Raw genomic sequence first — 21,403 nt, forward strand, 5'->3', positions numbered from 1 at the left:
GGTGGAAGTTCTCCCCCCACTCCTCCCCGAGGAAACACCCTGCGGTGAAATCCGGGGTCGGGCGCGACACGCCCGACCGCGTGGGTCGGAGAGGAAGGAGCCCGGACACCGGGTCCAGAGCGTTGACCACGAAGACAGGACTGCGAAGTAGCCATGGCGGGACAGAAGATCCGCATCCGGCTCAAGGCCTACGACCACGAGGTCATCGACAACTCGGCGAAGAAGATCGTCGAGACGGTGACCCGCACGGGTGCGTCGGTCGCGGGCCCGGTGCCGCTGCCCACGGAAAAGAACGTGTACTGCGTCATCAAGTCGCCGCACAAGTACAAGGACTCGCGCGAGCACTTCGAGATGCGTACGCACAAGCGTCTGATCGACATCCTCGACCCGACCCCCAAGACCGTTGACTCGCTGATGCGCCTGGACCTGCCCGCCGGCGTGGACATCGAGATCAAGCTCTGAGAGGTGCGGAGAAGATGACTGATCACACCACTCGGAAGGTCAAGGGCGTCCTCGGTCACAAGCTCGGCATGACCCAGGTCTGGGACAGCGAGAACCGCGTGGTCCCGGTGACCGTGGTCAAGGCCGGGCCCTGCGTCGTTACGCAGGTGCGCACCAAGGACCGCGACGGCTACGAAGCTGTCCAGATCGCCTACGGCGAGATCGACCCGCGCAAGGTGAACAAGCCCATGAAGGGCCACTTCGCCAAGGCCAACGTCACGCCGCGGCGTCACCTCGTCGAGATCCGCACCGGCGACGCCAGTGAGTACACCGTCGGCCAGGAGCTCACGGCCGACGTGTTCGAGTCCGGCACCAAGGTCGACGTGACCGGCAAGAGCAAGGGCAAGGGCACCGCCGGTGTCATGAAGCGCCACGGCTTCGGCGGCCTCGGCGCCTCGCACGGTACCCAGCGCAAGCACCGCTCGCCCGGCTCCATCGGTGGCTGCGCCACCCCCGGCCGTGTGTTCAAGGGCCTGCGCATGGCCGGGCGCATGGGCAACGAGCGCGTGACCACCCAGAATCTGACCGTCCACGCCGTCGACGCGGAGAAGGGCCTGCTCCTCATCAAGGGCTCCGTCCCCGGTCCCAACGGCGGCCTCGTCCTGGTCCGCACCGCGGCCAAGGGGGCCTGAGGTTCACATGAGTACCCCAACCACCATTGACATCCTGTCGCCCAAGGGCGAGAAGGCCGGGACGGTCGAGCTGCCCCCGGAGATCTTCGACGCCAGGGTCAGCGTGCCGCTGATGCACCAGGTCGTCGTCGCGCAGCTCGCCGCCGCCCGCCAGGGCACGCACAAGACGAAGACCCGCGGCGAGGTCCGCGGCGGTGGCAAGAAGCCGTACCGCCAGAAGGGCACCGGCCGCGCCCGCCAGGGCTCGATCCGCGCGCCGCAGTTCACCGGCGGTGGCGTCGTGCACGGTCCGGTGCCGCGCGACTACTCGCAGCGCACCCCGAAGAAGATGAAGGCGGCCGCCCTGCGCAGCGCCCTCACCGACCGGGCGCGCAACGACCGCATCCACGTCGTGACCGGTGTGGTGGACGGCGGCATCTCCACCAAGGCCGCCCGTGCCCTGCTGGAGAAGATCAGCGACCGCAAGAAGCTGCTGCTCGTCGCCGACCGCACGGACGAGACGTCGTGGCGCTCGGCCCGCAACCTGCCGCAGGTGCACCTGCTCGACCCGGGCCAGCTCAACACCTACGACGTGCTCGACTCGGACGACGTGATCTTCACCAAGGCGGCGTTCGACCGCTTCGTGGCCCGCGCCACCGGCAAGGCCCGTGAGGCCGCGGCGACCACGCTGGACAAGCAGCCTGAAGGGAGCGACGCCTGATGAGCGAGCCCGTCAGCGAGGTGATCTCCAGCAAGGAGTTCACCGACCCGCACGACATCCTGGTCAGGCCGGTGGTCTCCGAGAAGAGCTACGGACTGCTGGACGAGAACAAGTACACGTTCATCGTCGATCCGCGTGCCAACAAGACGCAGATCAAGCAGGCCGTCGAGGAGATCTTCTCCGTCAAGGTCACCAGCGTGAACACGATCAACCGGCAGGGCAAGCGCAAGCGCACCCGCACCGGTTACGGCCGGCGCCCCAACACCAAGCGCGCCATCGTGACCCTCGCAGAGGGCGACAGCATCGACATCTTCGGCGGCCCGTACGTCTCCTGACGGGGACACGGCCGTCCGATACCGGACAGGACTGAAGAGAAGATGGGTATCCGCAAGTACAAGCCGACGACTCCGGGCCGTCGTGGCGCCAGTGTCGCCGACTTCGTCGAGATCACGCGGTCCACGCCGGAGAAGTCGCTGGTCCGCCCCCTGCACAGCAAGGGTGGCCGTGACAACGCCGGCCGCGTGTCCGTGCGCCACCAGGGCGGTGGCCACAAGCGCGCGTACCGCCTGATCGACTTCCGGCGGCACGACAAGGACGGCGTGCCGGCGAAGGTCGCGCACATCGAGTACGACCCCAACCGCACCGCGCGCATCGCGCTGCTGCACTACGCGGACGGCGAGAAGCGCTACATCCTCTGCCCGGCCAACCTCAAGCAGGGCGACCGCATCGAGAACGGCCCCGGCGCCGACATCAAGCCGGGGAACAACCTCCCGCTGCGGAACATCCCGGTGGGTACGATCATCCACGCCATCGAGCTGAAGCCCGGTGGCGGCGCGAAGTTCGCCCGCTCCGCCGGTGCCTCCGTGCAGCTGCTGGCGAAGGAGGGCCGCATGGCCCACCTGCGCATGCCCTCCGGTGAGATCCGGCTGGTCGACGTCCGCTGCCGCGCCACCGTCGGCGAGGTCGGCAACGCCGAGCAGTCGAACATCAACTGGGGCAAGGCCGGCCGCATGCGCTGGAAGGGCGTCCGCCCGAGCGTCCGCGGCGTCGTGATGAACCCGGTCGACCACCCCCACGGTGGTGGTGAGGGCCGCACCTCCGGTGGCCGTCACCCCGTTTCGCCCTGGGGCAAGAAGGAAGGCCGTACGCGTTCGCCCAAGAAGGCGAGCAACAAGTACATCGTCCGTCGCCGCAAGACGAACAAGAAGCGCTAGGAGCAGGGCCGATGCCGCGCAGTCTGAAGAAGGGGCCCTTCGTCGACGACCACCTGATGAAGAAGGTCGAGTCGCAGAACGAAGCGGGCACCAAGAACGTCATCAAGACCTGGTCTCGCCGCTCGATGATCGTCCCGGCCATGCTGGGCCACACGATCGCGGTGCACGACGGCCGCAAGCACGTCCCGGTGTTCATCACCGAGTCGATGGTCGGCCACAAGCTCGGCGAGTTCGCGCCGACGCGCACCTTCCGCGGCCACGTCAAGGACGACCGCAAGTCGCGTCGTCGCTGACCAGCGGGTGTGAAGCCAAATCGACATGAGTGACACCGAAGGGACAACCATGGAAGCCAGGGCCCGCGCGCGGTACATCCGCGTCACGCCCATGAAGGCCCGCCGGGTGGTGGACCTCATCCGTGGCAAGGACGCCACGGAGGCTCAGGCGGTCCTGCGTTTCGCCCCGCAGGCCGCGAGCGTTCCGGTGGGCAAGGTGCTCGACAGCGCCATCGCCAATGCCGCCCACAACTACAACCACACGGACGTCGACACGCTCTACGTCAAGGAGGCGTACGTCGACGAGGGTCCGACCCTGAAGCGGTTCCGCCCGCGCGCCCAGGGCCGCGCGTACCGGATCCGCAAGCGGACCAGCCACATCACGGTGGTCGTCGGCAGCAAGGAGGAGTCCCGGTAATGGGTCAGAAGGTCAACCCGCACGGGTTCCGCCTTGGCGTGACCACCGACTTCAAGTCGCGCTGGTACGCCGACAAGCTGTACAAGGACTACATCAAGGAAGACGTCGCGATCCGCCGCATGCTCACCCAGGGCATGGAGCGCGCCGGTATCTCCAAGGTGGAGATCGAGCGCACCCGTGACCGGGTCCGCGTCGACGTCCACACCGCCCGGCCGGGCATCGTCATCGGCCGCCGCGGCGCGGAGGCCGACCGGCTGCGCAGCAACCTGGAGAAGCTGACCGGCAAGCAGATCCAGTTCAACATCCTTGAGGTCAAGAACCCGGAGCTGGACGCGCAGCTCGTCGCCCAGGCGGTGGCCGAGCAGCTGTCCTCCCGCGTCTCCTTCCGCCGTGCGATGCGCAAGTCGATGCAGAGCACGATGAAGGCGGGCGCCCGGGGCATCAAGATCCAGTGCGGCGGCCGTCTCGGCGGCGCCGAGATGTCCCGCTCGGAGTTCTACCGCGAGGGCCGCGTGCCCCTGCACACGCTCCGCGCCAACGTGGACTACGGCTTCTTCGAGGCCCGTACCACCTTCGGCCGGATCGGTGTGAAGGTCTGGATCTACAAGGGCGACGTCAAGAACATCGCCGAGGTCCGTGCCGAGAACGCGGCTGCCCGCGCGGGCAACCGCCCGGCGCGCGGTGACCGCTCCCGCGGGCGCGGGGAGCGTGGCCGCGGACGCAAGCCGCAGCAGCAGCAGAACAACCAGCAGAACAACGAGGCCAGGGGTGCCGAGGCGCCGAAGGCCGAGAACGCTGCTGCTCCGGCCGCCGAGACCACCACGGGAACGACGGAGAGCTGAGCCATGCTGATCCCCCGCAAGGTCAAGTACCGCAAGCAGCACCACCCCAAGCGCAGGGGCATGGCCAAGGGCGGTACCGAGGTCGCCTTCGGCGAGTACGGCATCCAGGCCGTTACCGGCGCTTACGTGACGAACCGGCAGATCGAGGCCGCTCGTATCTCCATGACCCGTCACATCAAGCGCGGCGGCAAGGTCTGGATCAACATCTTCCCGGACCGTCCGCTGACCAAGAAGCCCGCGGAGACCCGCATGGGTTCCGGTAAGGGCTCGCCCGAGTGGTGGGTGGCGAACGTCAAGCCGGGCCGGGTGATGTTCGAGCTGTCCTACCCGAACGAGAGAATCGCTCGTGAGGCGCTGACCCGCGCCGCTCACAAGCTTCCGATGAAGTGCCGGATCGTCCGGCGCGAGGCAGGTGAGTCCTGATGGCCGTCGGTACCAAGGTTTCCGAGCTGCGGGAGCTGAACGACGAGGAGCTCCTCGTCAAGCTGCGCGAGGCCAAGGAGGAGCTGTTCCGCCTCCGCTTCCAGGCGGCGACGGGGCAGCTGGAGAACAACAGCCGCCTGAAGGCCGTCCGCAAGGACATCGCCCGGGTCTACACGCTGATGCGGGAGCGCGAGCTCGGCATCGAGACGGTGGCGCCGGTGGCCGGTGGCGACGCTGACAAGACCGCCGAGTCCGCCGGCCAGGACGAGGCGGTGGAGAACGCCTGATGAGTGAGAGCACTGTGACCGAGACGAACGCGCGCGGCCGGCGCAAGACCCGCGAGGGCCTCGTGGTCAGCGACAAGATGGACAAGACCGTCGTCGTCGCCGTCGAGGACCGGGTCAAGCACGCGCTGTACGGCAAGATCATCCGCCGCACCAGCAAGCTCAAGGCGCACGACGAGCAGAACGCCGCTGGCGTCGGTGACCGCGTTCTTCTGATGGAGACCCGTCCGCTGTCCGCGACCAAGCGCTGGCGCGTCGTGGAGATTCTGGAGAAGGCGAAGTAACCAATGATCCAGCAGGAGTCGCGACTGCGAGTCGCCGACAACACGGGCGCGAAGGAGATCCTCTGCATCCGTGTGCTCGGTGGTTCCGGCCGCCGCTACGCGGGCATCGGCGACGTGATCGTGGCCACCGTCAAGGACGCGATCCCCGGTGGCAACGTGAAGAAGGGCGATATCGTCAAGGCCGTCGTCGTGCGCGCCGTGAAGGAGCGCCGCCGTCCGGACGGTTCGTACATCCGCTTCGACGAGAACGCCGCCGTCCTTCTCAGGAACGACGGGGATCCCCGCGGCACCCGCATCTTCGGGCCGGTCGGCCGTGAGCTGCGCGAGAAGAAGTTCATGAAGATCATCTCGCTCGCGCCGGAGGTGCTGTGAGCATGAAGATCAAGAAGGGCGACCTGGTTCAGGTCATCACCGGCAAGGACCGCGGCAAGCAGGGGAAGGTCATCAAGGCTTTCCCCCGCGAGGAGCGTGTCATCGTCGAGGGTGTCAACCGGGTCAAGAAGCACATCAAGGCGGGCCAGACGCAGCGCGGATCGAAGACCGGCGGCATCATCACCACGGAGGCCCCGATCCACGTCAGCAACGTGATGCTGGTCGTCGAGCAGGACGGCAAGAAGGTCACCACCCGCGTCGGCTACCGCTTCGACGACAACGGCAACAAGATCCGCGTTGCCCGGCGGACCGGTGAGGACATCTGATGACCACTGCCACTGTCCCTGTGCCGCGCCTGAAGGTGCGGTACCGCGAAGAGATCTCCGGCAAGCTGCGTGACGAGTTCGGCTACAAGAACGTCATGCAGATCCCGGGCCTGACCAAGATCGTGGTCAACATGGGCGTGGGCGAGGCCGCCCGCGACTCGAAGCTGATCGAGGGCGCCGTCCGCGACCTCGCCACGATCACCGGCCAGAAGCCGGTTGTGACCCGGGCCAGGAAGTCCATCGCGCAGTTCAAGCTGCGTGAGGGCCAGCCGATCGGCGCCCACGTGACGCTGCGCGGCGACCGGATGTGGGAGTTCCTCGACCGCCTGCTGTCGCTGGCGCTGCCCCGCATCCGTGACTTCCGTGGCCTGTCGCCCAAGCAGTTCGACGGCCGGGGCAACTACACCTTCGGCCTGACCGAGCAGCTGATGTTCCACGAGATCGACCCGGACCACATCGACCGGGTGCGCGGCATGGACATCACCGTGGTCACCACGGCCAAGACCGATGAGGAGGGGCGCAGCCTGCTCCGCCACCTCGGATTCCCGTTCAAGGAGGCATGAGCCGTGGCTAAGAAGGCTCTGATCGCCAAGGCGAGCCGCAAGCCGAAGTTCAAGGTGCGCGCCTACACGCGCTGCCAGCGCTGCGGCCGTCCGCACTCCGTGTACCGCAAGTTCGGCCTGTGCCGTGTGTGCCTGCGACAGATGGCCCACCGCGGCGAGCTGCCGGGCGTGACCAAGAGCTCCTGGTAACCCTTACTACGCCGCAGGTCCCGGAGGGGAAACCGCGGCGAGAGAGGCCGAAGGCCGTTTCATGACCATGACCGACCCGATCGCAGACATGCTGACCCGTCTGCGGAACGCTAACTCGGCGTACCACGACACCGTGGTCATGCCGCACAGCAAGATCAAGTCGCACATCGCGGAGATCCTCCAGCAGGAGGGCTACATCACCGGATGGCGGACCGAGGACGCCCAGGTGGGCAAGAACCTCGTCCTGGAGCTGAAGTACGGCCCCAACCGCGAGCGTTCCATCGCCGGCATCAAGCGGATCTCGAAGCCGGGCCTGCGGGTCTACGCGAAGTCCACGAACCTGCCGAAGGTGCTCGGCGGTCTCGGGGTGGCGATCATCTCCACCTCCCAGGGCGTCCTCACCGACAAGCAGGCACAGCGCAAGGGCGTGGGCGGGGAAGTCCTCGCCTACGTCTGGTGACGGAAGGGACTGACGAAGCATGTCGCGCATCGGCAAGCAGCCCATTCCCGTTCCCTCCGGCGTTGACGTCACCATCGACGGCCGCACGGTGGCCGTGAAGGGCCCCAAGGGGTCCCTGAGCCACACCGTGGCCGCGCCCATTGAGGTCTCCCGCGCCGAGGACGGCACGATCGTCGTGACGCGGCCGAACGACGAGAACCGCAACCGGGCCCTGCACGGCCTGTCCCGGACCCTGGTGGCCAACATGATCACCGGGGTGACCGAGGGCTACGTGAAGCGCCTGGAGATCAGCGGCGTCGGCTACCGCGTGCAGGCGAAGGGCTCCAACCTGGAGTTCTCCCTCGGCTACAGCCACCCGATCGTGGTGGAGCCGCCGGAGGGCATCTCCTTCAAGGTCGAGTCCCCGACCCGCTTCAGCGTCGAGGGCATCGACAAGCAGAAGGTCGGCGAGGTCGCGGCCAACATCCGCAAGCTGCGCAAGCCCGACCCGTACAAGGCCAAGGGCGTCAAGTACGAGGGTGAAGTCATCCGCCGCAAGGTCGGAAAGGCGGGTAAGTAAGCCATGGCATACGGTGTCAAGGTCGCCAAGGGCGACGCGCGCAAGCGGGCCGCCGTCAAGCGGCGCCACATCCGTGTCCGCAAGAAGGTGTCGGGCACGCCCGAGCGTCCGCGCCTGGTCGTGACCCGCTCCAACCGCCACATGGTGGCGCAGGTCATCGACGACACCCAGGGCCACACCCTGGTCTCCGCCTCGTCCCTGGACGCCTCCATCCGTGGCACCGAGGGGGACAAGAGCGCCAAGGCCAAGCAGGTCGGCGCCCTGGTCGCCGAGCGGGCCAAGGCCGCTGGCATTGAGGCCGTCGTGTTCGACCGTGGCGGCAACAAGTACGCCGGGCGCGTCGCCGCGCTGGCCGACGCCGCCCGTGAGGCGGGGCTCAAGTTCTGAGCCGGTCCCGTCGAGAGAGATTGGAAAGGTAGATCATGGCTGGACCACAGCGCCGCTCTGGCGGCGGCGGTGGCGGCGAGCGGCGGGACCGTAAGGGCCGGGACGGCGGCTCCGCCGCTGAGAAGACCGCGTACGTCGAGCGCGTCGTCGCGATCAACCGCGTCGCCAAGGTAGTCAAGGGTGGCCGTCGCTTCAGCTTCACCGCGCTGGTCGTGGTGGGCGACGGTGACGGCACCGTGGGTGTCGGGTACGGGAAGGCCAAGGAGGTGCCGGCCGCCATCGCCAAGGGCGTTGAGGAGGCCAAGAAGCACTTCTTCAAGGTCCCGCGTATCCAGGGCACCATCCCGCACCCGATCCAGGGCGAGGAGGCCGCGGGCATCGTGCTCCTCAAGCCGGCCTCTCCCGGTACCGGTGTGATCGCCGGTGGCCCGGTGCGTGCCGTGCTGGAGTGCGCCGGCATCCACGACGTGCTCAGCAAGTCGCTCGGATCGGCGAACCCGATCAACATCGTGCACGCCACGGTGGCCGCTCTTAAGGGTCTTCAGCGGCCCGAGGAGATCGCTGCCCGCCGGGGCCTGCCGCTCGAGGACGTCGCCCCCGCGGCTCTGCTGCGGGCGCGTGCCGGGGTGGGGGCGTGATGGCGCGGCTGAAGATCACTCAGGTCAGGTCCCGTATCGGGGCGAAGCAGAACCACCGTGACACCCTGCGTTCACTGGGGCTGCGGAAGATCAACCAGTCGGTCATCAAGGAGGACCGTCCGGAGATCCGCGGCATGGCCAACACGGTGCGGCATCTCGTGAAGGTCGAGGAGGTGGACTGAGATGGCGGAGCTCTCCAAGGAGCCGAAGGACGGCGAGCAGCCGGGCAGTGGCCCGATCAAGCTCCACGACCTCAGGCCCGCACCCGGCGCCAAGAAGTCCAAGATCCGTGTGGGTCGTGGTGAGGCGTCCAAGGGCAAGACGGCTGGCCGGGGAACCAAGGGTTCCAAGGCCCGCAAGCAGATCAGGACGGGCTTCGAGGGCGGGCAGCTGCCGCTGCACATGCGGCTGCCCAAGCTCAAGGGGTTCAACAACCCTGCCCACAAGCAGTACCAGGTCGTCAACGTCGAGAAGCTGGCCGAGCTCTACCCCGAGGGCGGCGAGGTCACGATCCCGGACCTGGTGGCCAAGGGCGCGGTGCGCAAGAACGAACTGGTCAAGGTGCTCGGCCAGGGTGAGATCTCCGTGGCGCTTCAGGTGACGGTGGACGCCGTCTCCGCCTCCGCCAAGGAGAAGATCACCGCGGCCGGTGGCTCCGTGACCGTGCGTTCCTGATCCGGCCCCGCGTTGGCCTGATCGCCCGTGACCGGGGATGTCCACCGATGGACGTCCCCGGTCAGTCATTCCGGCCTGGCGTCAACGCCGGTAAGGTGGCGTTCGTTGTCGCCACCGCAGCCTTTGAACTGTCACCTGTTGGACCTCACAACCGTCACCTCTCGCGCACGACGCGGGGGGCGCAGGAGGAGCCGTGCTCACCGCGTTCGCCCGGGCGTTCCAGACACCCGACCTGCGTAAGAAGCTGCTCTTCACCCTCGGCATCGTGGTGCTGTTCCGGATCGGACAGCACGTGCCGGTACCGGGCGTCAGCTTCCCTAACGTCAATACGTGCGTGGAGGAGATGGAGGCGAGCAGCGGCGGCTCCAGCCTCTTTGGCCTGGTCAACATGTTCAGCGGCGGGGCACTGCTCCAGCTGACCATCTTCGCGCTGGGCATCATGCCCTACATCACCGCCAGCATCATCCTCCAGCTCCTCGTCGTGGTGATCCCTCGCCTCGAGGCCCTGAAGAAGGAGGGCCAGAGCGGGCAGGCGAAGATCACGCAGTACACCCGGTACCTGACGCTCGCCCTCGCCGTGCTCCAGGCCACCGGCCTGGTCGCGACGGCCCGCAGCGGCACCCTCTTCCCGAACTGCTCCGTCGGCAGCGAGATCATCCCGGACGACTCGATCTTCGCGACGCTGGTCATGGTCATCGCCCTGACCTCGGCCACCTCGCTGATCATGTGGATGGGTGAGCTGATCACCGACCGGGGCATCGGTAACGGCATGTCCATGCTGATGTTCGTGTCCATCGCCGCGGGCTTCCCTGCCTCGATGTGGCAGATCAAGCAGCAGGGCAGCCTGGCGGGCGGCTGGCTCGAGTTCGGCGTGGTCGTCATCTGCGGCCTGGCCATGGTCGGCCTGGTCGTCTTCGTCGAGCTGGCCCAGCGCCGCATCCCCGTCCAGTACGCCAAGCGCATGATCGGCCGCCGCTCGTACGGCGGCACCTCGACCTACATCCCGCTCAAGGTCAACCAGGCGGGTGTGATCCCCGTCATCTTCGCGTCCTCGCTGCTGTACATCCCGCAGCTGCTGGTGCAGTTTGCCGGGGACTCGGACTCAGGCTGGGCGGACTGGGTCAACCGCTACTTCACGGGCGGTGACCACCCGTACTACATCGCCACCTACTTCCTGCTGATCGTCTTCTTCGCGTTCTTCTACGTGGCCATCACGTTCAACCCCGAAGACGTCGCTGAGAATATGAAGAAGTATGGTGGTTTTATCCCGGGCATCCGGGCGGGCCGTCCCACCGTGGAGTACCTGAGCTACGTGCTGAACCGCATCACCTGGCCGGGCTCGCTCTACCTGGGCCTGATCGCCCTGGTGCCAACGGTGGCGCTGGTGGCGTTCAACGCGCAGCAGGACTTCCCGTTCGGAGGCACCTCCATCCTGATTATCGTGGGCGTCGGCCTGGAGACGGTTCGCCAGATCGAGAGCCAGCTCCACCAGCGAAATTACGAAGGGTTCCTCCGCTGATGCGAATCGTCCTCACCGGACCCCCCGGCGCGGGCAAGGGCACGCAGGCCGCGCTGCTCGCCGAGCACCTGTCCATCCCGCACATCTCCACGGGCGACCTCTTCCGCGCCAACATCCGCCGCGGCACCCCGCTGGGGCGGAAAGTCGAGTCGATCCTGCGTGATGGCGGACTGGTGCCGGACCAGGTCACGGTGGAGATGGCGGCGGACCGCATGCGCCAGCCCGACGCGGCGAACGGCTTCCTGCTGGACGGCTTCCCGCGCAACATCGCCCAGTCCGAGGCGCTGGACGCGCTGCTGCGCGAGTGGGGCGTCAAGCTCGACGCCGTCCTGGACCTGGAGGTGCCCGAGGCCGAGGTGGTCAAGCGCATCGCCGGCCGCCGCTCGTGCCGCAACGACAGCAGCCACATCTTCCACGTGGAGTACAACCCGCCGAAGACCGAGGGCGTCTGCGACGTGTGCGGCGGCGAGCTGTACCAGCGCGAGGACGACCAGGAGGACACGGTCCGCCGGCGGCTGGCGGTCTACCACGAGGAGACCGAGCCGATCATCGACTACTACCGCGCCCAGGGCCTGGTGGTGACGATCTCCGCGCTCGGGACGGTCCCCGAGGTGACGCGGCGGGCGCTGGACGCCCTGCCGGAGCGCGACTAGGCCGTCCGGGGGAGGGACGTCACACAGATGGTCGAGATCAAGACGCCGGAGCAGATCAGCCGGATGCGGGCCGCCGGGCTGGTGGTCGCCGAGATCCACCGGGCCACCGCCGCGGCGGCCGTGCCCGGCGCCACGACCAAGGACCTGGACGACATCGCCGCCCAGGTGCTGGCCGATCACGGCGCCAAGCCGAACTTCCTGGGCTACGGCGGCTACCCGGCCCACATCTGCACCTCGGTGAACGACGTGGTGGTGCACGGCATCCCGGACCGGGAGACCGTGCTGAAGCCGGGCGACATCATCTCCATCGACGCCGGCGCGATCGTGGACGGCTGGCACGCCGACGCCGCCGTGACCGTGTTCGTCGGGGAGGGCCACCCGCCGGAGGTGCGTGAGCTGAGCCGGGTGACCGAGGCGTCCCTGTGGGCGGGCCTCGCCGCGGTGCGGCGGGGCAACCGGCTGGTGGACATCTCCAAGGCCATCGAGGGGTACATCAGGCGCCAGCCGCTGCCGCCGTCCGGCAAGTACGGCATCATCGAGCAGTACGGGGGCCACGGCATCGGCTCCGCCATGCACATGGACCCCCACATCCTGAACTACGTGGACCGCGGCCGCGGCCGCGGTCCGAAGCTCGTGCCGGGCATGTGCCTGGCGATCGAGCCCATGGTGTCCCTCGGGACGCCGAAGACCCACGTGCTGGCCGATGAGTGGACCGTGAAGACGGACGACGGCACGTGGGCCGCGCACTGGGAGCACTCCGTGGCGCTGACCGAGGAGGGCCCCCTGGTGCTCACCGCGCCCGATGGCGGCCGGGAGCGCCTCGCGCAGCTGGGCGTCACCGTGGCGCCCGATCCACTGGCCTGACGCGGGCGCCGGGGCCCGCCCGCGCCCGCCCTGACCCGCGGGTGGCATAACCCGGCGCCTCGCTGGGCATGGATCATGGATTCGTCTTTTCGGGTGGGGTGCCGTAGACTGGTGCGTCGGTCCTGGTACACCCGCGTGTCAGGGCTGTCCAGGTAGCCGATCCCGGAAGGTGAAGCGCTCAGGCATGGCCAAAAAACAAGGGGCCATCGAAATCGAGGGCACCGTCGTCGAGTCTCTGCCGAACGCGATGTTCAAGGTGGAGCTTCAGAACGGGCACCAGGTCCTCGCGCACATCAGCGGCAAGATGCGCATGCACTACATCCGCATCCTCCCCGATGACAGGGTCGTGGTGGAGCTGTCCCCCTACGACCTGACCCGAGGGCGGATCGTCTACCGCTACAAGTAGATCGTTCGAGACCCGGAGAGCCTCATTCCATGAAGGTCAGGCCGAGCGTCAAGAAGATCTGCGACAAGTGCAAGGTGATCCGCCGCCACGGGCGGGTCATGGTCATCTGCGAGAACCTGCGCCACAAGCAGCGCCAGGGCTGACCGCGGACCAGTACTCACGCAGAGTCTTCGCGCGACGCGCAACGACAACAGAACACGTCCATGCGCAGTCACCCGACCCCCCGCCGCGCGCGGGGACGATACCCCCGGTCGGAGGCCGGGGACCCTCGGAGCCCACAGCCCGGGGGAACGGTGCTGCGCCAGACCTCCGACTAGCACACAGGAGTAGCAGTAGTGGCACGCCTCGCAGGCGTCGATCTCCCGCGCGACAAGCGCGTCGAGGTCGCTCTCACCTACGTCTTCGGCATCGGGCGCACCCGTGCCAAGGAGACGCTCGCCGTCACCGGGGTCAACCCGGACACGCGCGTCCGCGATCTTGCCGAGGAGGACCTCGTCAAGCTCCGCGAGTACGTGGACAACAACCTCAAGGTCGAGGGTGACCTCCGCCGTGAGATCCAGGCCGACATCCGCCGCAAGGTCGAGATCGGCTGCTACCAGGGCCTGCGCCACCGCCGTGGCCTGCCCGTCCACGGCCAGCGCACGAAGACCAACGCCCGCACCCGCAAGGGCCCGCGCCGCGCCATCGCCGGCAAGAAGAAGCCGGGCAAGAAGTAGTCCGCTTCGGGTACGGACCGACCACCTCCAGGGAGTTTGATACATGCCTCCGAAGGGCCGCGGCGCCGGCGTCAAGAAGGTGCGCCGCAAGGAAAAGAAGAACGTCGCCCACGGGCACGCTCACATCAAGAGCACGTTCAACAACACGATCGTCTCGATCACCGACCCCAGCGGGAACGTGATCTCCTGGGCCTCCGCCGGCCACGTCGGCTTCAAGGGCTCGCGCAAGTCCACGCCCTACGCGGCGCAGATGGCGGCCGAGAACGCCGCCCGCCGCGCGCAGGAGCACGGCATGCGCAAGGTGGACGTCTTCGTGAAGGGTCCCGGCTCCGGCCGTGAGACCGCGATCCGTTCCCTCCAGGCCACGGGTCTCGAGGTCGGGTCGATCCAGGACGTCACCCCCACTCCGCACAACGGCTGCCGCCCGCCCAAGCGCCGGCGCGTCTGAGCGCGGAACCAGCCCTTTCCAGCAGGAGCAGGAGACCTAAGAGACAATGGCGCGTTACACCGGGGCCGACTGCAAGCGTTGCCGTCGGGAAAAGCAGAAGCTCTTCCTCAAGGGAGCTAAGTGCGAGAGCGCGAAGTGCCCGATCGAGATCCGTCCTTACCCCCCGGGTGAGCACGGGCGCGGGCGCACCAAGGACAGCGAGTACCTGCTGCAGAAGCGCGAGAAGCAGAAGTGCGCGCGCATCTACGGCGTCCTTGAGAAGCAGTTCCGCGGGTACTACGAGGAGGCCAACCGCCAGCAGGGCAAGACCGGCGAGAACCTGCTGCGCATCCTCGAGTCCCGCCTGGACAACGTGGTCTACCGGGCCGGCTTCGCCAAGTCCCGCGACCACGCCCGCCAGCTGGTCCGGCACGGCCACATCATGCTCAACGGCCGGAAGACGGACATCCCCTCGGCGCGGGTCGCGCCGAACGACATCGTCGAGGTCCGCGAGTCCTCCCGTAACCTCACGCCGTTCCAGGTCGCGATGGCCGAGGCGGGGGAGAAGAACGTGCCGGCGTGGCTGGAGGCCATCCCCTCCCAGCTGCGGATCCTCGTCCACTCGCTCCCCGAGCGCCAGGTGATCGACACCCAGGTGCAGGAGCAGCTCATCGTCGAGCTTTACTCGAAGTAACGAGGGGCTCGTTCCGGCGGGCGGGAGCCGTGTCGTCCCGTACGGCCCCGCCCGCCGGCGCACAATCGCATACAGCACTGTTGTCTGGCTCGGCATCAAATAGCGGTTGCCGAAGACTGGAGTCATCCCCATGCTGATCGCTCAGCGCCCCACCCTCACGGAAGAGGTCGTCGACGAGTTCCGCTCACGGTTCGTGATCGAGCCGCTGGAGCCGGGCTTCGGCTACACCCTCGGTAACTCCCTGCGGCGTACGCTGCTCTCCTCCATCCCTGGCGCGGCCGTCACCAGCATCCGCATCGACGGTGTGCTGCACGAGTTCTCGACCGTGCCCGGCGTCCGGGAGGACGTCACCGACCTCATCCTCAACATCAAGCAGCTCGTCGTCTCCTCCGAGCACGACGAGCCCGTGGTGATGTACCTGCGCAAGCAGGGCCCCGGCGTGTGCACGGCCGCGGACATCGCCCCGCCGGCCGGCGTCGAGGTGCACAACCCCGACCTGGTGCTCGCCAGCCTGAACGCCAAGGGCAAGCTGGAGATGGAGCTGACGGTCGAGCGTGGGCGCGGGTACGTGTCCGCCGTGCAGAACAAGCAGGCGGGCCAGGAGATCGGCCGGATCCCCGTGGACTCCATCTACAGCCCGGTGCTGAAGGTGACCTACAAGGTCGAGGCCACCCGTGTGGAGCAGCGCACGGACTTCGACAAGCTGATCGTCGATGTCGAGACCAAGGAGTCCATGCGTCCCCGCGACGCCATGGCCTCCGCGGGCAAGACCCTCGTCGAGCTCTTCGGCCTGGCCCGGGAGCTGAACGTGGACGCCGAGGGCATCGACATGGGCCCGTCCCCGACGGACGCCGCCCTGGCCGCCGACCTGGCCCTGCCGATCGAGGAGCTGGAGCTGACGGTCCGCTCCTACAACTGCCTCAAGCGCGAGGGCATCCACACGGTCGGCGAGCTGGTCGCCCGTTCCGAGGCCGACCTGCTCGACATCCGCAACTTCGGCGCCAAGTCGATCGACGAGGTGAAGGCCAAGCTGGCCGGCATGGGCCTGTCGCTGAAGGACAGCCCGCCCGGATTCGACCCGACCTCGGCTGCCGACGCGTTCGGCACCGAGGACGAGGGCGACACCGGCTTCGCCGAGACCGAGCAGTACTGACCCGCGCCCCGTCCGGGGCGCCCCCTGACACCGGTACCTGATACGGCCGGTGCAGAGACACGAGGAGAGACACCATGCCGAAGCCCACGAAGGGCCCCCGGCTGGGCGGTAGCCCTGCCCACGAGCGGCTGATGCTGGCGAACCTCGCCACGTCGCTGTTCGAGCACGGCCGCATCACCACCACCGTGGCCAAGGCGCGCCGGCTGCGCCCGGTCGCGGAGCGGCTGATCACCAAGGCGAAGAAGGGCGACCTGCACAACCGCCGCCAGGTCATGCGGACCATCCGGGACAAGAGCGTGGTGCACACGCTGTTCACGGAGATCGGCCCGCAGTTCGCCAACCGCCCCGGGGGCTACACCCGCATCACCAAGCTGGGCCCGCGCCGCGGCGACAACGCCCCGATGGCGGTCATCGAGCTCGTCGAGCCGCTGACCGTGCAGCAGGAGGCTGTGGGCGAGGCCGAGGCCGCCACGCGGCGTGCGGTGAAGGAGGCCGACGAGGCGAAGGCGAAGTCCGCGGAGCAGGACGCCGCCGACGCCGAGACCGAGGCCACCAACGACGAGGCCAGCGAGTCCAAGGACTCCTGACCCGGCGTGTGCGTACCGCTGGGCCTGTCCCGTTCCCCGGGGCGGGCCCAGCGGCGTTTCCGGGTCGGCGTGAGAAGGAATGCGGCTTGACGACGCACAGGAACGCCATGAATCCCACGGACGCCGCGGCCACCGCGGATCCCGCCGGCCAGGTGCGGGTGCGGCTTGACCTGTCCTACGACGGGCGGGAGTTCTCCGGCTGGGCCCGGCAGCGGGGCCTGCGGACGGTGCAGGGCGAGATCGAGGACGCGCTGCGCGTGGTCATGCGCACGCACCAGACGTTCGAGCTGACCGTGGCCGGCCGGACCGACGCCGGGGTGCACGCCCGGGGCCAGGTGGCGCACGTGGACCTGCCCCGGGAGCTGTGGCGGGAGCACGGCCCGCACCTGCTGCGGCGCCTGGCGGGGCGGCTGCCGCACGACGTGCGGGTGTGGCGCGTCACCGAGGCGCCACCGCACTTCGACGCCCGCTTCTCGGCGGTCTGGCGGCGGTACGCCTACCGCGTCAGCGACCACCCGGGCGGCGTGGACCCGCTGCGGCGCGGCATGGTGCTGTGGCACAACCGGCCGCTGGACGTGGCCGCGATGAACGAGGCGGCCGTGCTGCTGCTGGGCGAGCACGACTTCGCCGCCTACTGCAAGCGGCGCGAGGGCGCCACGACGATACGGACGCTGCGGGAGCTGCGGTGCGAGCGGCTGCCGGACGGGATCGTGGAGATCACGGTCCGGGCCGACGCCTTCTGCCACAACATGGTGCGCGCGCTGGTGGGGGCGCTGCTGTTCGTGGGGGACGGGCACCGGGAGCCCGCCTGGCCCGCCGAGGTGCTGGCGCGCGGCGTGCGGGACTCGGCCGTGCACGTGGTGCGGCCGCACGGGCTGACGCTGGAGGAGGTCGGCTACCCGCCGGACGAGCTGCTGGCGGAGCGCAACCGGGAGGCGCGGCAGGTGCGCAGCCTCGGCACCGCCGGGTGACCCGCCGGGGGAGTCTCCCTCACCCGGGTCAGGACTGGTTCTCGCGCTCTTCCACGAGCGCGCTGGCCGAGGCCGAGGCCTGCGCCTCGCCGCGCTGCACGATCAGGTTGAAGGCGATGGAGTCGCCGTCGCGGGCCGCCTGCTGGGCCGGGGTGTCCTCGCCGCTGTCCGGGGAGCCGTCGGCGTTGCCCGCGATCGTGAAGTAGGCGTAGCGCCCGGTCTGGTTGCTGGTGGTGCGGCAGCCGCCGCCCTGGCAGAACGACGGGGCGTCTCCGCTGGTCAGCGGCAGCAGGTTCGGCACGGCGGCGTCGCGCGCCGCGACGGCGTCCTCCTCGCTGGGGAACTGGGCGACGCCCACCGTGACGGCCACTCCCTCCCGGGTGAAGGTGGCCCGCAGCAGGGCCTCGCAGCCGTGCTCCTCCAGCACGGCGCCCAGCTCGGGGCTGGCCGCCGCCGCGCAGTCGTTGACGCCGTGCGTGGCGACCTGGTCGTACGTGCGGTCGGAGATGGTCGCCGTCTCGCTGGGGAAGAAGTCGTCGGCGCGGAAGGGCGCGGTGTCCTTCTCCGGGTCGGCGATGAACTCGCTGGGCGAAGGCAGCGGCGGCAGCGAGGTGTCGTCGAACGACGGCGTGGCCCCGCCGCCCTGCGGCTCCTCGGCCGGGTCGGGCAGGGCGGCGGCACCGCTCGTGGTGCCGCCGTCGCTGTCGTCGCTCTGCGTGACGATGGCGAGCGCCACGACCGCGCCGACGGCGATGGCGGCCACCGCGCCTCCGGCGATCGTGGCCCACCGCTTGCGGGCACGCTGGCGCTCCGCTTCGGCCGCCAGTGCACTCCAGTCAGGCGTCTGCGACCCCCCGGGACCCCAGCTGGGTCCCCCCTGCCCAAAGCTCATGGGGGGAGGATAACCGGCAATCACCGGCTGCGACGCGGGGCGGGGGCGGATCCCGTTTTGACCCGCGTCCCGGGGGGCAGGTACGCTGCTTGGTCGATAATGCGTATGGCTTGCTCGATCTCACGTGAGGGGCCTTGCGCCGGTCCACCAGGACGGTTGCCAGCGGACAGCACCGGGTCGCGTCACCGTGTGCTCGTCCGCTCTGTACGTGATCGCCGGGTGGCCTTGTCAGGATTTCGACATCAAAGACAAGCGAAGGCTACGACCGTGCGTACGTTCAGCCCTAAGCCCGGCGACATCCAGCGCCAGTGGCACGTCATCGACGCCACCGACGTCGTGCTGGGTCGCCTGGCCTCACAGGCCGCCTCCCTGCTGCGGGGCAAGCACAAGCCCGTGTACGCGCCGCACGTTGACACTGGTGACTTCGTCATCATCATCAACGCCAGCAAGGTGCACCTCTCCGGCAACAAGCGGACCCAGAAGCTGGCCTACCGCCACTCCGGTTACCCCGGTGGTCTGCGGTCGGTCCGCTACGAGGAGCTGCTGGAGAAGCACCCGGAGCGCGCCGTGGAGAAGGCCGTCAAGGGGATGCTGCCGAAGAACACGCTGGGCCGCCAGATGTTCTCCAAGCTGAAGGTGTACGCGGGCCCCACTCACCCGCACGCCGCCCAGCAGCCCGTCCCGTTCGAGATCACCCAGGTCGCGCAGTAGTCGGCCATCCCTAGACGAGAAGAATCAAGGAGAACCGTGGCCGACCAGCACACCACCGAAACCCTCGACGCCGAGGTCCCCGAGGTCGAGGAGTACACCACTGAGAGCTCTCCTGAGGACTTCGCCGCCACCGACGAGTCCTTCGGCAGCTTCGGTGACCCGCTTCCCGGCACCGGCACCGGCCGCCGCAAGAGCGCGGTCGCGCGCGTGCGCATCAAGCCCGGCAGCGGCAAGTGGAAGATCAACGGGCGCTCTCTGGAGAGCTACTTCCCGAACAAGGTGCACCAGCAGGAGGTCAACGAGCCGTTCAAGGTTCTTGAGCTCACCGACCGGTACGACGTCGTGGCCCGCATCAGCGGCGGCGGCATCTCCGGCCAGGCGGGTGCCCTGCGGCTCGGTGTGGCCCGTGCCCTCAACGAGGCCGACGTGGAGAACAACCGCGGCCCGCTGAAGAAGGCCGGTTTCCTGCGGCGCGACGCCCGTGCCGTGGAGCGGAAGAAGGCCGGTCTGAAGAAGGCGCGCAAGGGCACGCAGTACAGCAAGCGCTGACCAGCCGCTTCCATCCTTTCAGCGTTCTTTGCTGATGCCCCGGCAGCACGTTCGGCTGCCGGGGCATTGCTTTTTATACGGTTAACGCTGCGGGGGGTACTGTGACGGGCCGCTCAAGGGTGTACGACTCGGAGGACAAAGTGGGACGACTCTTCGGTACGGACGGCGTGCGCGGCGTCGCCAACGCGGATCTCACGGCCGAGATGGCGCTCGGTCTGTCGGTCGCGGCGGCCCGCGTCCTCGCCGCCGGGGAGGGCGGTGCCCACGGCAACGGCGGCCGGCCGGTCGCGGTGGTGGGCCGCGACCCGCGCGCCTCCGGGGAGTTCCTTGAAGCGGCCGTGGTGGCGGGTCTGGCCAGCTCGGGCGTGGACGTGCTGCGCGTCGGCGTGCTGCCGACCCCCGCCGTGGCCTACCTGACCGGCTCGCTGGGCGCCGACTTCGGCGTGATGCTGTCGGCGAGCCACAACCCGATGCCGGACAACGGCATCAAGTTCTTCGCGCGCGGCGGGCAGAAGCTCGCCGACGAGGTGGAGGACCGCATCGAGGCCGCGTACCGCGCCCATGCGGCCGGGGAGCGCTGGGAGCGCCCGGTCGGCGCGGGCGTTGGCCGGGTCACCGATTACGGCGAGGGCTTCGACTCCTACGTCTCCCACCTGGTCAGCGTGGTGCCGAACCGCCTCGACGGCCTGCGCGTCGTCATCGACACCGCGCACGGCGCCGCCTCACGCGTCGCGCCGGAGGCGTTCGCGCGCGCCGGGGCGGACGTGGTGACCATCGGCGCCGACCCGGACGGCCTGAACATCAACGACGGCTACGGCTCCACCCACCTGGACGCGCTCCGCTCCGCCGTCACCGCGCACGGCGCCGACATGGGCATCGCCGTCGACGGCGACGCCGACCGCTGCCTGGCGGCCGACGCCGAGGGGCGCGAGGTGGACGGCGACCAGATCATGGCGGTGCTGGCGCTGGCCCTGCGCGAGGCGGGAGCGCTGCGGCACGACACCCTGGTCGCGACCGTGATGTCGAACCTGGGGCTGACGCTGGCGATGGAGCGCGCCGGGGTGCGGCTGGCGCGCACCCAGGTCGGCGACCGGTACGTGCTGGAGGAGATGAAGCGCGGCGGCTTCGCCCTCGGCGGGGAGCAGTCGGGGCACGTCATCGTGCTCGACCACGCCACGACGGGCGACGGCACGCTCACCGGGCTGCTGCTGGCGGCGCGGGTGGCGGCCACGGGCCGGCCGCTGGCGGACCTGGCGTCGGTGATGGAGCGGCTGCCGCAGGTGCTGATCAACGTGCCGGACGTGGACCGCAGCCGGGTGTCGGAGTGCCGGGAGCTGGCCGACGCCGTGGCGGAGGCCGAGCGGCAGCTGGGCGAGACCGGGCGGGTGCTGCTGCGTCCCTCGGGGACGGAGCCGCTGGTGCGGGTCATGGTGGAGGCGGCCGACGCCGACCAGGCGCGGGCCGTCGCCACGGTGCTGGCCGATGTCGTGAAGTCGCAGCTGGGCTGAGCGCCGCCGCCCGG

36 protein-coding genes are annotated in these 21,403 nt (G+C 68.9%); 35 read left to right on the forward strand and 1 reads right to left on the reverse strand.

Features of this window, described 5'->3' with window-relative positions; all coding sequences use genetic code 11:
* Positions 1-153 precede the first annotated feature (153 nt).
* From rpsJ to truA, 32 genes are all read left to right on the forward strand, one after another.
* Positions 154-462 (forward strand): 30S ribosomal protein S10, encoded by a 309-nt coding sequence (rpsJ, locus tag JK356_RS02720; RefSeq protein WP_016473429.1) that lies wholly within the window; start codon positions 154-156, stop codon positions 460-462.
* Between the two features lie 14 nt (positions 463-476).
* A complete protein-coding gene (gene rplC, locus JK356_RS02725) occupies positions 477-1,133 on the forward strand; it encodes a 50S ribosomal protein L3 (RefSeq protein ID WP_201865854.1) in 657 nt (218 codons plus the stop codon).
* Positions 1,134-1,140: 7 nt separating this feature from the next.
* Positions 1,141-1,833 carry a 50S ribosomal protein L4 gene (gene rplD, locus JK356_RS02730; protein WP_201865855.1) on the forward strand — a complete coding sequence of 231 codons (693 nt, stop codon included), beginning with the start codon at positions 1,141-1,143 and terminating at the stop codon, positions 1,831-1,833.
* Complete coding sequence (rplW, locus tag JK356_RS02735) at positions 1,833-2,168, forward strand: 50S ribosomal protein L23 (protein WP_201865856.1); 336 nt, start codon at positions 1,833-1,835, stop codon at positions 2,166-2,168. The genes rplD and rplW overlap by 1 nt, the downstream gene beginning before the upstream one ends.
* A 42-nt stretch (positions 2,169-2,210) precedes the next feature.
* A complete protein-coding gene (rplB, locus tag JK356_RS02740) occupies positions 2,211-3,047 on the forward strand; it encodes a 50S ribosomal protein L2 (protein ID WP_201865857.1) in 837 nt (278 codons plus the stop codon).
* 11 nt (positions 3,048-3,058) lie between these two features.
* Entirely contained in the window at positions 3,059-3,340 is a 282-nt protein-coding gene (gene rpsS, locus JK356_RS02745; protein WP_201865858.1) for a 30S ribosomal protein S19, read from the forward strand.
* 49 nt (positions 3,341-3,389) lie between these two features.
* Entirely contained in the window at positions 3,390-3,737 is a 348-nt protein-coding gene (rplV, locus tag JK356_RS02750) for a 50S ribosomal protein L22 (RefSeq protein WP_201866108.1), read from the forward strand.
* Positions 3,737-4,579 carry a 30S ribosomal protein S3 gene (gene rpsC / locus JK356_RS02755; protein ID WP_201865859.1) on the forward strand — a complete coding sequence of 281 codons (843 nt, stop codon included), beginning with the start codon at positions 3,737-3,739 and terminating at the stop codon, positions 4,577-4,579. The genes rplV and rpsC overlap by 1 nt, the downstream gene beginning before the upstream one ends.
* A gap of 3 nt (positions 4,580-4,582) precedes the next feature.
* Positions 4,583-5,002 carry a 50S ribosomal protein L16 gene (rplP, locus tag JK356_RS02760; protein ID WP_201865860.1) on the forward strand — a complete coding sequence of 140 codons (420 nt, stop codon included), beginning with the start codon at positions 4,583-4,585 and terminating at the stop codon, positions 5,000-5,002.
* Positions 5,002-5,289, forward strand: a complete 288-nt coding sequence (gene rpmC, locus JK356_RS02765; protein WP_236670642.1) for a 50S ribosomal protein L29 — start codon at positions 5,002-5,004, stop codon at positions 5,287-5,289. The genes rplP and rpmC overlap by 1 nt, the downstream gene beginning before the upstream one ends.
* Positions 5,289-5,570, forward strand: a complete 282-nt coding sequence (gene rpsQ, locus JK356_RS02770; RefSeq protein ID WP_201865861.1) for a 30S ribosomal protein S17 — start codon at positions 5,289-5,291, stop codon at positions 5,568-5,570. The genes rpmC and rpsQ overlap by 1 nt, the downstream gene beginning before the upstream one ends.
* A gap of 3 nt (positions 5,571-5,573) precedes the next feature.
* Positions 5,574-5,942: a 50S ribosomal protein L14 gene (gene rplN / locus JK356_RS02775; RefSeq protein WP_201865862.1), complete on the forward strand. Its 369-nt coding sequence runs from the start codon at positions 5,574-5,576 to the stop codon at positions 5,940-5,942.
* A 2-nt stretch (positions 5,943-5,944) separates the two neighbouring features.
* The gene (rplX, locus tag JK356_RS02780; RefSeq protein ID WP_201865863.1) at positions 5,945-6,268 is read left to right on the forward strand and encodes a 50S ribosomal protein L24; all 324 of its coding nucleotides are present in this window, start codon (positions 5,945-5,947) and stop codon (positions 6,266-6,268) included.
* Positions 6,268-6,831, forward strand: a complete 564-nt coding sequence (rplE, locus tag JK356_RS02785; RefSeq protein ID WP_201865864.1) for a 50S ribosomal protein L5 — start codon at positions 6,268-6,270, stop codon at positions 6,829-6,831. Before rplX ends, rplE begins: the two co-directional genes overlap by 1 nt.
* 3 nt (positions 6,832-6,834) lie before the next feature.
* Positions 6,835-7,020: a type Z 30S ribosomal protein S14 gene (locus JK356_RS02790; protein ID WP_201865865.1), complete on the forward strand. Its 186-nt coding sequence runs from the start codon at positions 6,835-6,837 to the stop codon at positions 7,018-7,020.
* 61 nt (positions 7,021-7,081) lie between these two features.
* Positions 7,082-7,480, forward strand: a complete 399-nt coding sequence (gene rpsH, locus JK356_RS02795; protein ID WP_201865866.1) for a 30S ribosomal protein S8 — start codon at positions 7,082-7,084, stop codon at positions 7,478-7,480.
* A 19-nt stretch (positions 7,481-7,499) separates the two neighbouring features.
* Positions 7,500-8,039 (forward strand): 50S ribosomal protein L6, encoded by a 540-nt coding sequence (gene rplF, locus JK356_RS02800; protein ID WP_201865867.1) that lies wholly within the window; start codon positions 7,500-7,502, stop codon positions 8,037-8,039.
* A gap of 3 nt (positions 8,040-8,042) precedes the next feature.
* Positions 8,043-8,426, forward strand: coding sequence for a 50S ribosomal protein L18 (gene rplR / locus JK356_RS02805; RefSeq protein WP_201865868.1), 384 nt, complete (start codon positions 8,043-8,045; stop codon positions 8,424-8,426).
* A 35-nt stretch (positions 8,427-8,461) separates the two neighbouring features.
* On the forward strand, positions 8,462-9,064 hold the full coding sequence (gene rpsE / locus JK356_RS02810) for a 30S ribosomal protein S5 (RefSeq protein ID WP_201865869.1): 603 nt from the start codon (positions 8,462-8,464) through the stop codon (positions 9,062-9,064).
* On the forward strand, positions 9,064-9,246 hold the full coding sequence (gene rpmD, locus JK356_RS02815) for a 50S ribosomal protein L30 (protein ID WP_201865870.1): 183 nt from the start codon (positions 9,064-9,066) through the stop codon (positions 9,244-9,246). Before rpsE ends, rpmD begins: the two co-directional genes overlap by 1 nt.
* Position 9,247: 1 nt before the next feature.
* Positions 9,248-9,739, forward strand: coding sequence for a 50S ribosomal protein L15 (gene rplO / locus JK356_RS02820; protein ID WP_201865871.1), 492 nt, complete (start codon positions 9,248-9,250; stop codon positions 9,737-9,739).
* A gap of 193 nt (positions 9,740-9,932) precedes the next feature.
* Complete coding sequence (secY, locus tag JK356_RS02825; protein ID WP_201865872.1) at positions 9,933-11,258, forward strand: preprotein translocase subunit SecY; 1,326 nt, start codon at positions 9,933-9,935, stop codon at positions 11,256-11,258.
* Complete coding sequence (locus JK356_RS02830; RefSeq protein WP_201865873.1) at positions 11,258-11,911, forward strand: adenylate kinase; 654 nt, start codon at positions 11,258-11,260, stop codon at positions 11,909-11,911. The genes secY and JK356_RS02830 overlap by 1 nt, the downstream gene beginning before the upstream one ends.
* A 27-nt stretch (positions 11,912-11,938) precedes the next feature.
* Positions 11,939-12,775: a type I methionyl aminopeptidase gene (map, locus tag JK356_RS02835; protein WP_201865874.1), complete on the forward strand. Its 837-nt coding sequence runs from the start codon at positions 11,939-11,941 to the stop codon at positions 12,773-12,775.
* 184 nt (positions 12,776-12,959) lie between these two features.
* Positions 12,960-13,181, forward strand: a complete 222-nt coding sequence (gene infA / locus JK356_RS02840; RefSeq protein WP_003948620.1) for a translation initiation factor IF-1 — start codon at positions 12,960-12,962, stop codon at positions 13,179-13,181.
* A 29-nt stretch (positions 13,182-13,210) separates the two neighbouring features.
* A complete protein-coding gene (gene rpmJ / locus JK356_RS02845) occupies positions 13,211-13,324 on the forward strand; it encodes a 50S ribosomal protein L36 (RefSeq protein WP_049567412.1) in 114 nt (37 codons plus the stop codon).
* 192 nt (positions 13,325-13,516) lie between these two features.
* The gene (gene rpsM / locus JK356_RS02850) at positions 13,517-13,897 is read left to right on the forward strand and encodes a 30S ribosomal protein S13 (protein ID WP_201865875.1); all 381 of its coding nucleotides are present in this window, start codon (positions 13,517-13,519) and stop codon (positions 13,895-13,897) included.
* A gap of 43 nt (positions 13,898-13,940) precedes the next feature.
* Entirely contained in the window at positions 13,941-14,345 is a 405-nt protein-coding gene (gene rpsK / locus JK356_RS02855) for a 30S ribosomal protein S11 (protein WP_201865876.1), read from the forward strand.
* A gap of 46 nt (positions 14,346-14,391) precedes the next feature.
* Positions 14,392-15,018: a 30S ribosomal protein S4 gene (rpsD, locus tag JK356_RS02860; RefSeq protein WP_201865877.1), complete on the forward strand. Its 627-nt coding sequence runs from the start codon at positions 14,392-14,394 to the stop codon at positions 15,016-15,018.
* Between the two features lie 130 nt (positions 15,019-15,148).
* Entirely contained in the window at positions 15,149-16,171 is a 1,023-nt protein-coding gene (locus tag JK356_RS02865; RefSeq protein ID WP_201865878.1) for a DNA-directed RNA polymerase subunit alpha, read from the forward strand.
* Between the two features lie 74 nt (positions 16,172-16,245).
* Positions 16,246-16,758: a 50S ribosomal protein L17 gene (rplQ, locus tag JK356_RS02870; protein ID WP_201865879.1), complete on the forward strand. Its 513-nt coding sequence runs from the start codon at positions 16,246-16,248 to the stop codon at positions 16,756-16,758.
* Between the two features lie 107 nt (positions 16,759-16,865).
* Complete coding sequence (gene truA / locus JK356_RS02875) at positions 16,866-17,729, forward strand: tRNA pseudouridine(38-40) synthase TruA (RefSeq protein WP_201866109.1); 864 nt, start codon at positions 16,866-16,868, stop codon at positions 17,727-17,729.
* Between the two features lie 28 nt (positions 17,730-17,757).
* On the opposite strand, the gene JK356_RS02880 is transcribed toward truA, so the two are convergent.
* Positions 17,758-18,621: a hypothetical protein gene (locus JK356_RS02880; RefSeq protein ID WP_201865880.1), complete on the reverse strand. Its 864-nt coding sequence runs from the start codon at positions 18,619-18,621 to the stop codon at positions 17,758-17,760.
* A 267-nt stretch (positions 18,622-18,888) separates the two neighbouring features.
* Here JK356_RS02880 and rplM point away from each other — a divergent pair, with 267 nt between their 5' ends.
* The 3 genes from rplM (at position 18,889) to glmM (ending at position 21,389) form a co-directional block, all read left to right on the forward strand.
* Positions 18,889-19,332: a 50S ribosomal protein L13 gene (gene rplM / locus JK356_RS02885; RefSeq protein ID WP_201865881.1), complete on the forward strand. Its 444-nt coding sequence runs from the start codon at positions 18,889-18,891 to the stop codon at positions 19,330-19,332.
* A gap of 36 nt (positions 19,333-19,368) precedes the next feature.
* On the forward strand, positions 19,369-19,881 hold the full coding sequence (rpsI, locus tag JK356_RS02890; protein WP_201865882.1) for a 30S ribosomal protein S9: 513 nt from the start codon (positions 19,369-19,371) through the stop codon (positions 19,879-19,881).
* Between the two features lie 140 nt (positions 19,882-20,021).
* On the forward strand, positions 20,022-21,389 hold the full coding sequence (glmM, locus tag JK356_RS02895) for a phosphoglucosamine mutase (RefSeq protein ID WP_201865883.1): 1,368 nt from the start codon (positions 20,022-20,024) through the stop codon (positions 21,387-21,389).
* Positions 21,390-21,403 lie beyond the last annotated feature (14 nt).

Source organism: Streptomyces sp. 7-21 (assembly GCF_016741785.1).
Taxonomy (GTDB): domain Bacteria; phylum Actinomycetota; class Actinomycetes; order Streptomycetales; family Streptomycetaceae; genus Streptomyces.

What these genes read in the sequence shown, in the direction of transcription:
- rpsJ (WP_016473429.1), top strand. Translation starts at nt 154, where the DNA reads ATGGCGGGACAGAAGATCCGCATCCGGCTCAAGGCCTACGACCACGAG.
- rplC (WP_201865854.1), top strand. Translation starts at nt 477, where the DNA reads ATGACTGATCACACCACTCGGAAGGTCAAGGGCGTCCTCGGTCACAAG.
- rplD (WP_201865855.1), top strand. Translation starts at nt 1,141, where the DNA reads ATGAGTACCCCAACCACCATTGACATCCTGTCGCCCAAGGGCGAGAAG.
- rplW (WP_201865856.1), top strand. Translation starts at nt 1,833, where the DNA reads ATGAGCGAGCCCGTCAGCGAGGTGATCTCCAGCAAGGAGTTCACCGAC.
- rplB (WP_201865857.1), top strand. Translation starts at nt 2,211, where the DNA reads ATGGGTATCCGCAAGTACAAGCCGACGACTCCGGGCCGTCGTGGCGCC.
- rpsS (WP_201865858.1), top strand. Translation starts at nt 3,059, where the DNA reads ATGCCGCGCAGTCTGAAGAAGGGGCCCTTCGTCGACGACCACCTGATG.
- rplV (WP_201866108.1), top strand. Translation starts at nt 3,390, where the DNA reads ATGGAAGCCAGGGCCCGCGCGCGGTACATCCGCGTCACGCCCATGAAG.
- rpsC (WP_201865859.1), top strand. Translation starts at nt 3,737, where the DNA reads ATGGGTCAGAAGGTCAACCCGCACGGGTTCCGCCTTGGCGTGACCACC.
- rplP (WP_201865860.1), top strand. Translation starts at nt 4,583, where the DNA reads ATGCTGATCCCCCGCAAGGTCAAGTACCGCAAGCAGCACCACCCCAAG.
- rpmC (WP_236670642.1), top strand. Translation starts at nt 5,002, where the DNA reads ATGGCCGTCGGTACCAAGGTTTCCGAGCTGCGGGAGCTGAACGACGAG.
- rpsQ (WP_201865861.1), top strand. Translation starts at nt 5,289, where the DNA reads ATGAGTGAGAGCACTGTGACCGAGACGAACGCGCGCGGCCGGCGCAAG.
- rplN (WP_201865862.1), top strand. Translation starts at nt 5,574, where the DNA reads ATGATCCAGCAGGAGTCGCGACTGCGAGTCGCCGACAACACGGGCGCG.
- rplX (WP_201865863.1), top strand. Translation starts at nt 5,945, where the DNA reads ATGAAGATCAAGAAGGGCGACCTGGTTCAGGTCATCACCGGCAAGGAC.
- rplE (WP_201865864.1), top strand. Translation starts at nt 6,268, where the DNA reads ATGACCACTGCCACTGTCCCTGTGCCGCGCCTGAAGGTGCGGTACCGC.
- rpsH (WP_201865866.1), top strand. Translation starts at nt 7,082, where the DNA reads ATGACCATGACCGACCCGATCGCAGACATGCTGACCCGTCTGCGGAAC.
- rplF (WP_201865867.1), top strand. Translation starts at nt 7,500, where the DNA reads ATGTCGCGCATCGGCAAGCAGCCCATTCCCGTTCCCTCCGGCGTTGAC.
- rplR (WP_201865868.1), top strand. Translation starts at nt 8,043, where the DNA reads ATGGCATACGGTGTCAAGGTCGCCAAGGGCGACGCGCGCAAGCGGGCC.
- rpsE (WP_201865869.1), top strand. Translation starts at nt 8,462, where the DNA reads ATGGCTGGACCACAGCGCCGCTCTGGCGGCGGCGGTGGCGGCGAGCGG.
- rpmD (WP_201865870.1), top strand. Translation starts at nt 9,064, where the DNA reads ATGGCGCGGCTGAAGATCACTCAGGTCAGGTCCCGTATCGGGGCGAAG.
- rplO (WP_201865871.1), top strand. Translation starts at nt 9,248, where the DNA reads ATGGCGGAGCTCTCCAAGGAGCCGAAGGACGGCGAGCAGCCGGGCAGT.
- JK356_RS02830 (WP_201865873.1), top strand. Translation starts at nt 11,258, where the DNA reads ATGCGAATCGTCCTCACCGGACCCCCCGGCGCGGGCAAGGGCACGCAG.
- map (WP_201865874.1), top strand. Translation starts at nt 11,939, where the DNA reads ATGGTCGAGATCAAGACGCCGGAGCAGATCAGCCGGATGCGGGCCGCC.
- infA (WP_003948620.1), top strand. Translation starts at nt 12,960, where the DNA reads ATGGCCAAAAAACAAGGGGCCATCGAAATCGAGGGCACCGTCGTCGAG.
- rpmJ (WP_049567412.1), top strand. Translation starts at nt 13,211, where the DNA reads ATGAAGGTCAGGCCGAGCGTCAAGAAGATCTGCGACAAGTGCAAGGTG.
- rpsK (WP_201865876.1), top strand. Translation starts at nt 13,941, where the DNA reads ATGCCTCCGAAGGGCCGCGGCGCCGGCGTCAAGAAGGTGCGCCGCAAG.
- rpsD (WP_201865877.1), top strand. Translation starts at nt 14,392, where the DNA reads ATGGCGCGTTACACCGGGGCCGACTGCAAGCGTTGCCGTCGGGAAAAG.
- JK356_RS02865 (WP_201865878.1), top strand. Translation starts at nt 15,149, where the DNA reads ATGCTGATCGCTCAGCGCCCCACCCTCACGGAAGAGGTCGTCGACGAG.
- rplQ (WP_201865879.1), top strand. Translation starts at nt 16,246, where the DNA reads ATGCCGAAGCCCACGAAGGGCCCCCGGCTGGGCGGTAGCCCTGCCCAC.
- truA (WP_201866109.1), top strand. Translation starts at nt 16,866, where the DNA reads ATGAATCCCACGGACGCCGCGGCCACCGCGGATCCCGCCGGCCAGGTG.
- JK356_RS02880 (WP_201865880.1), bottom strand. Translation starts at nt 18,621, where the DNA reads ATGAGCTTTGGGCAGGGGGGACCCAGCTGGGGTCCCGGGGGGTCGCAG.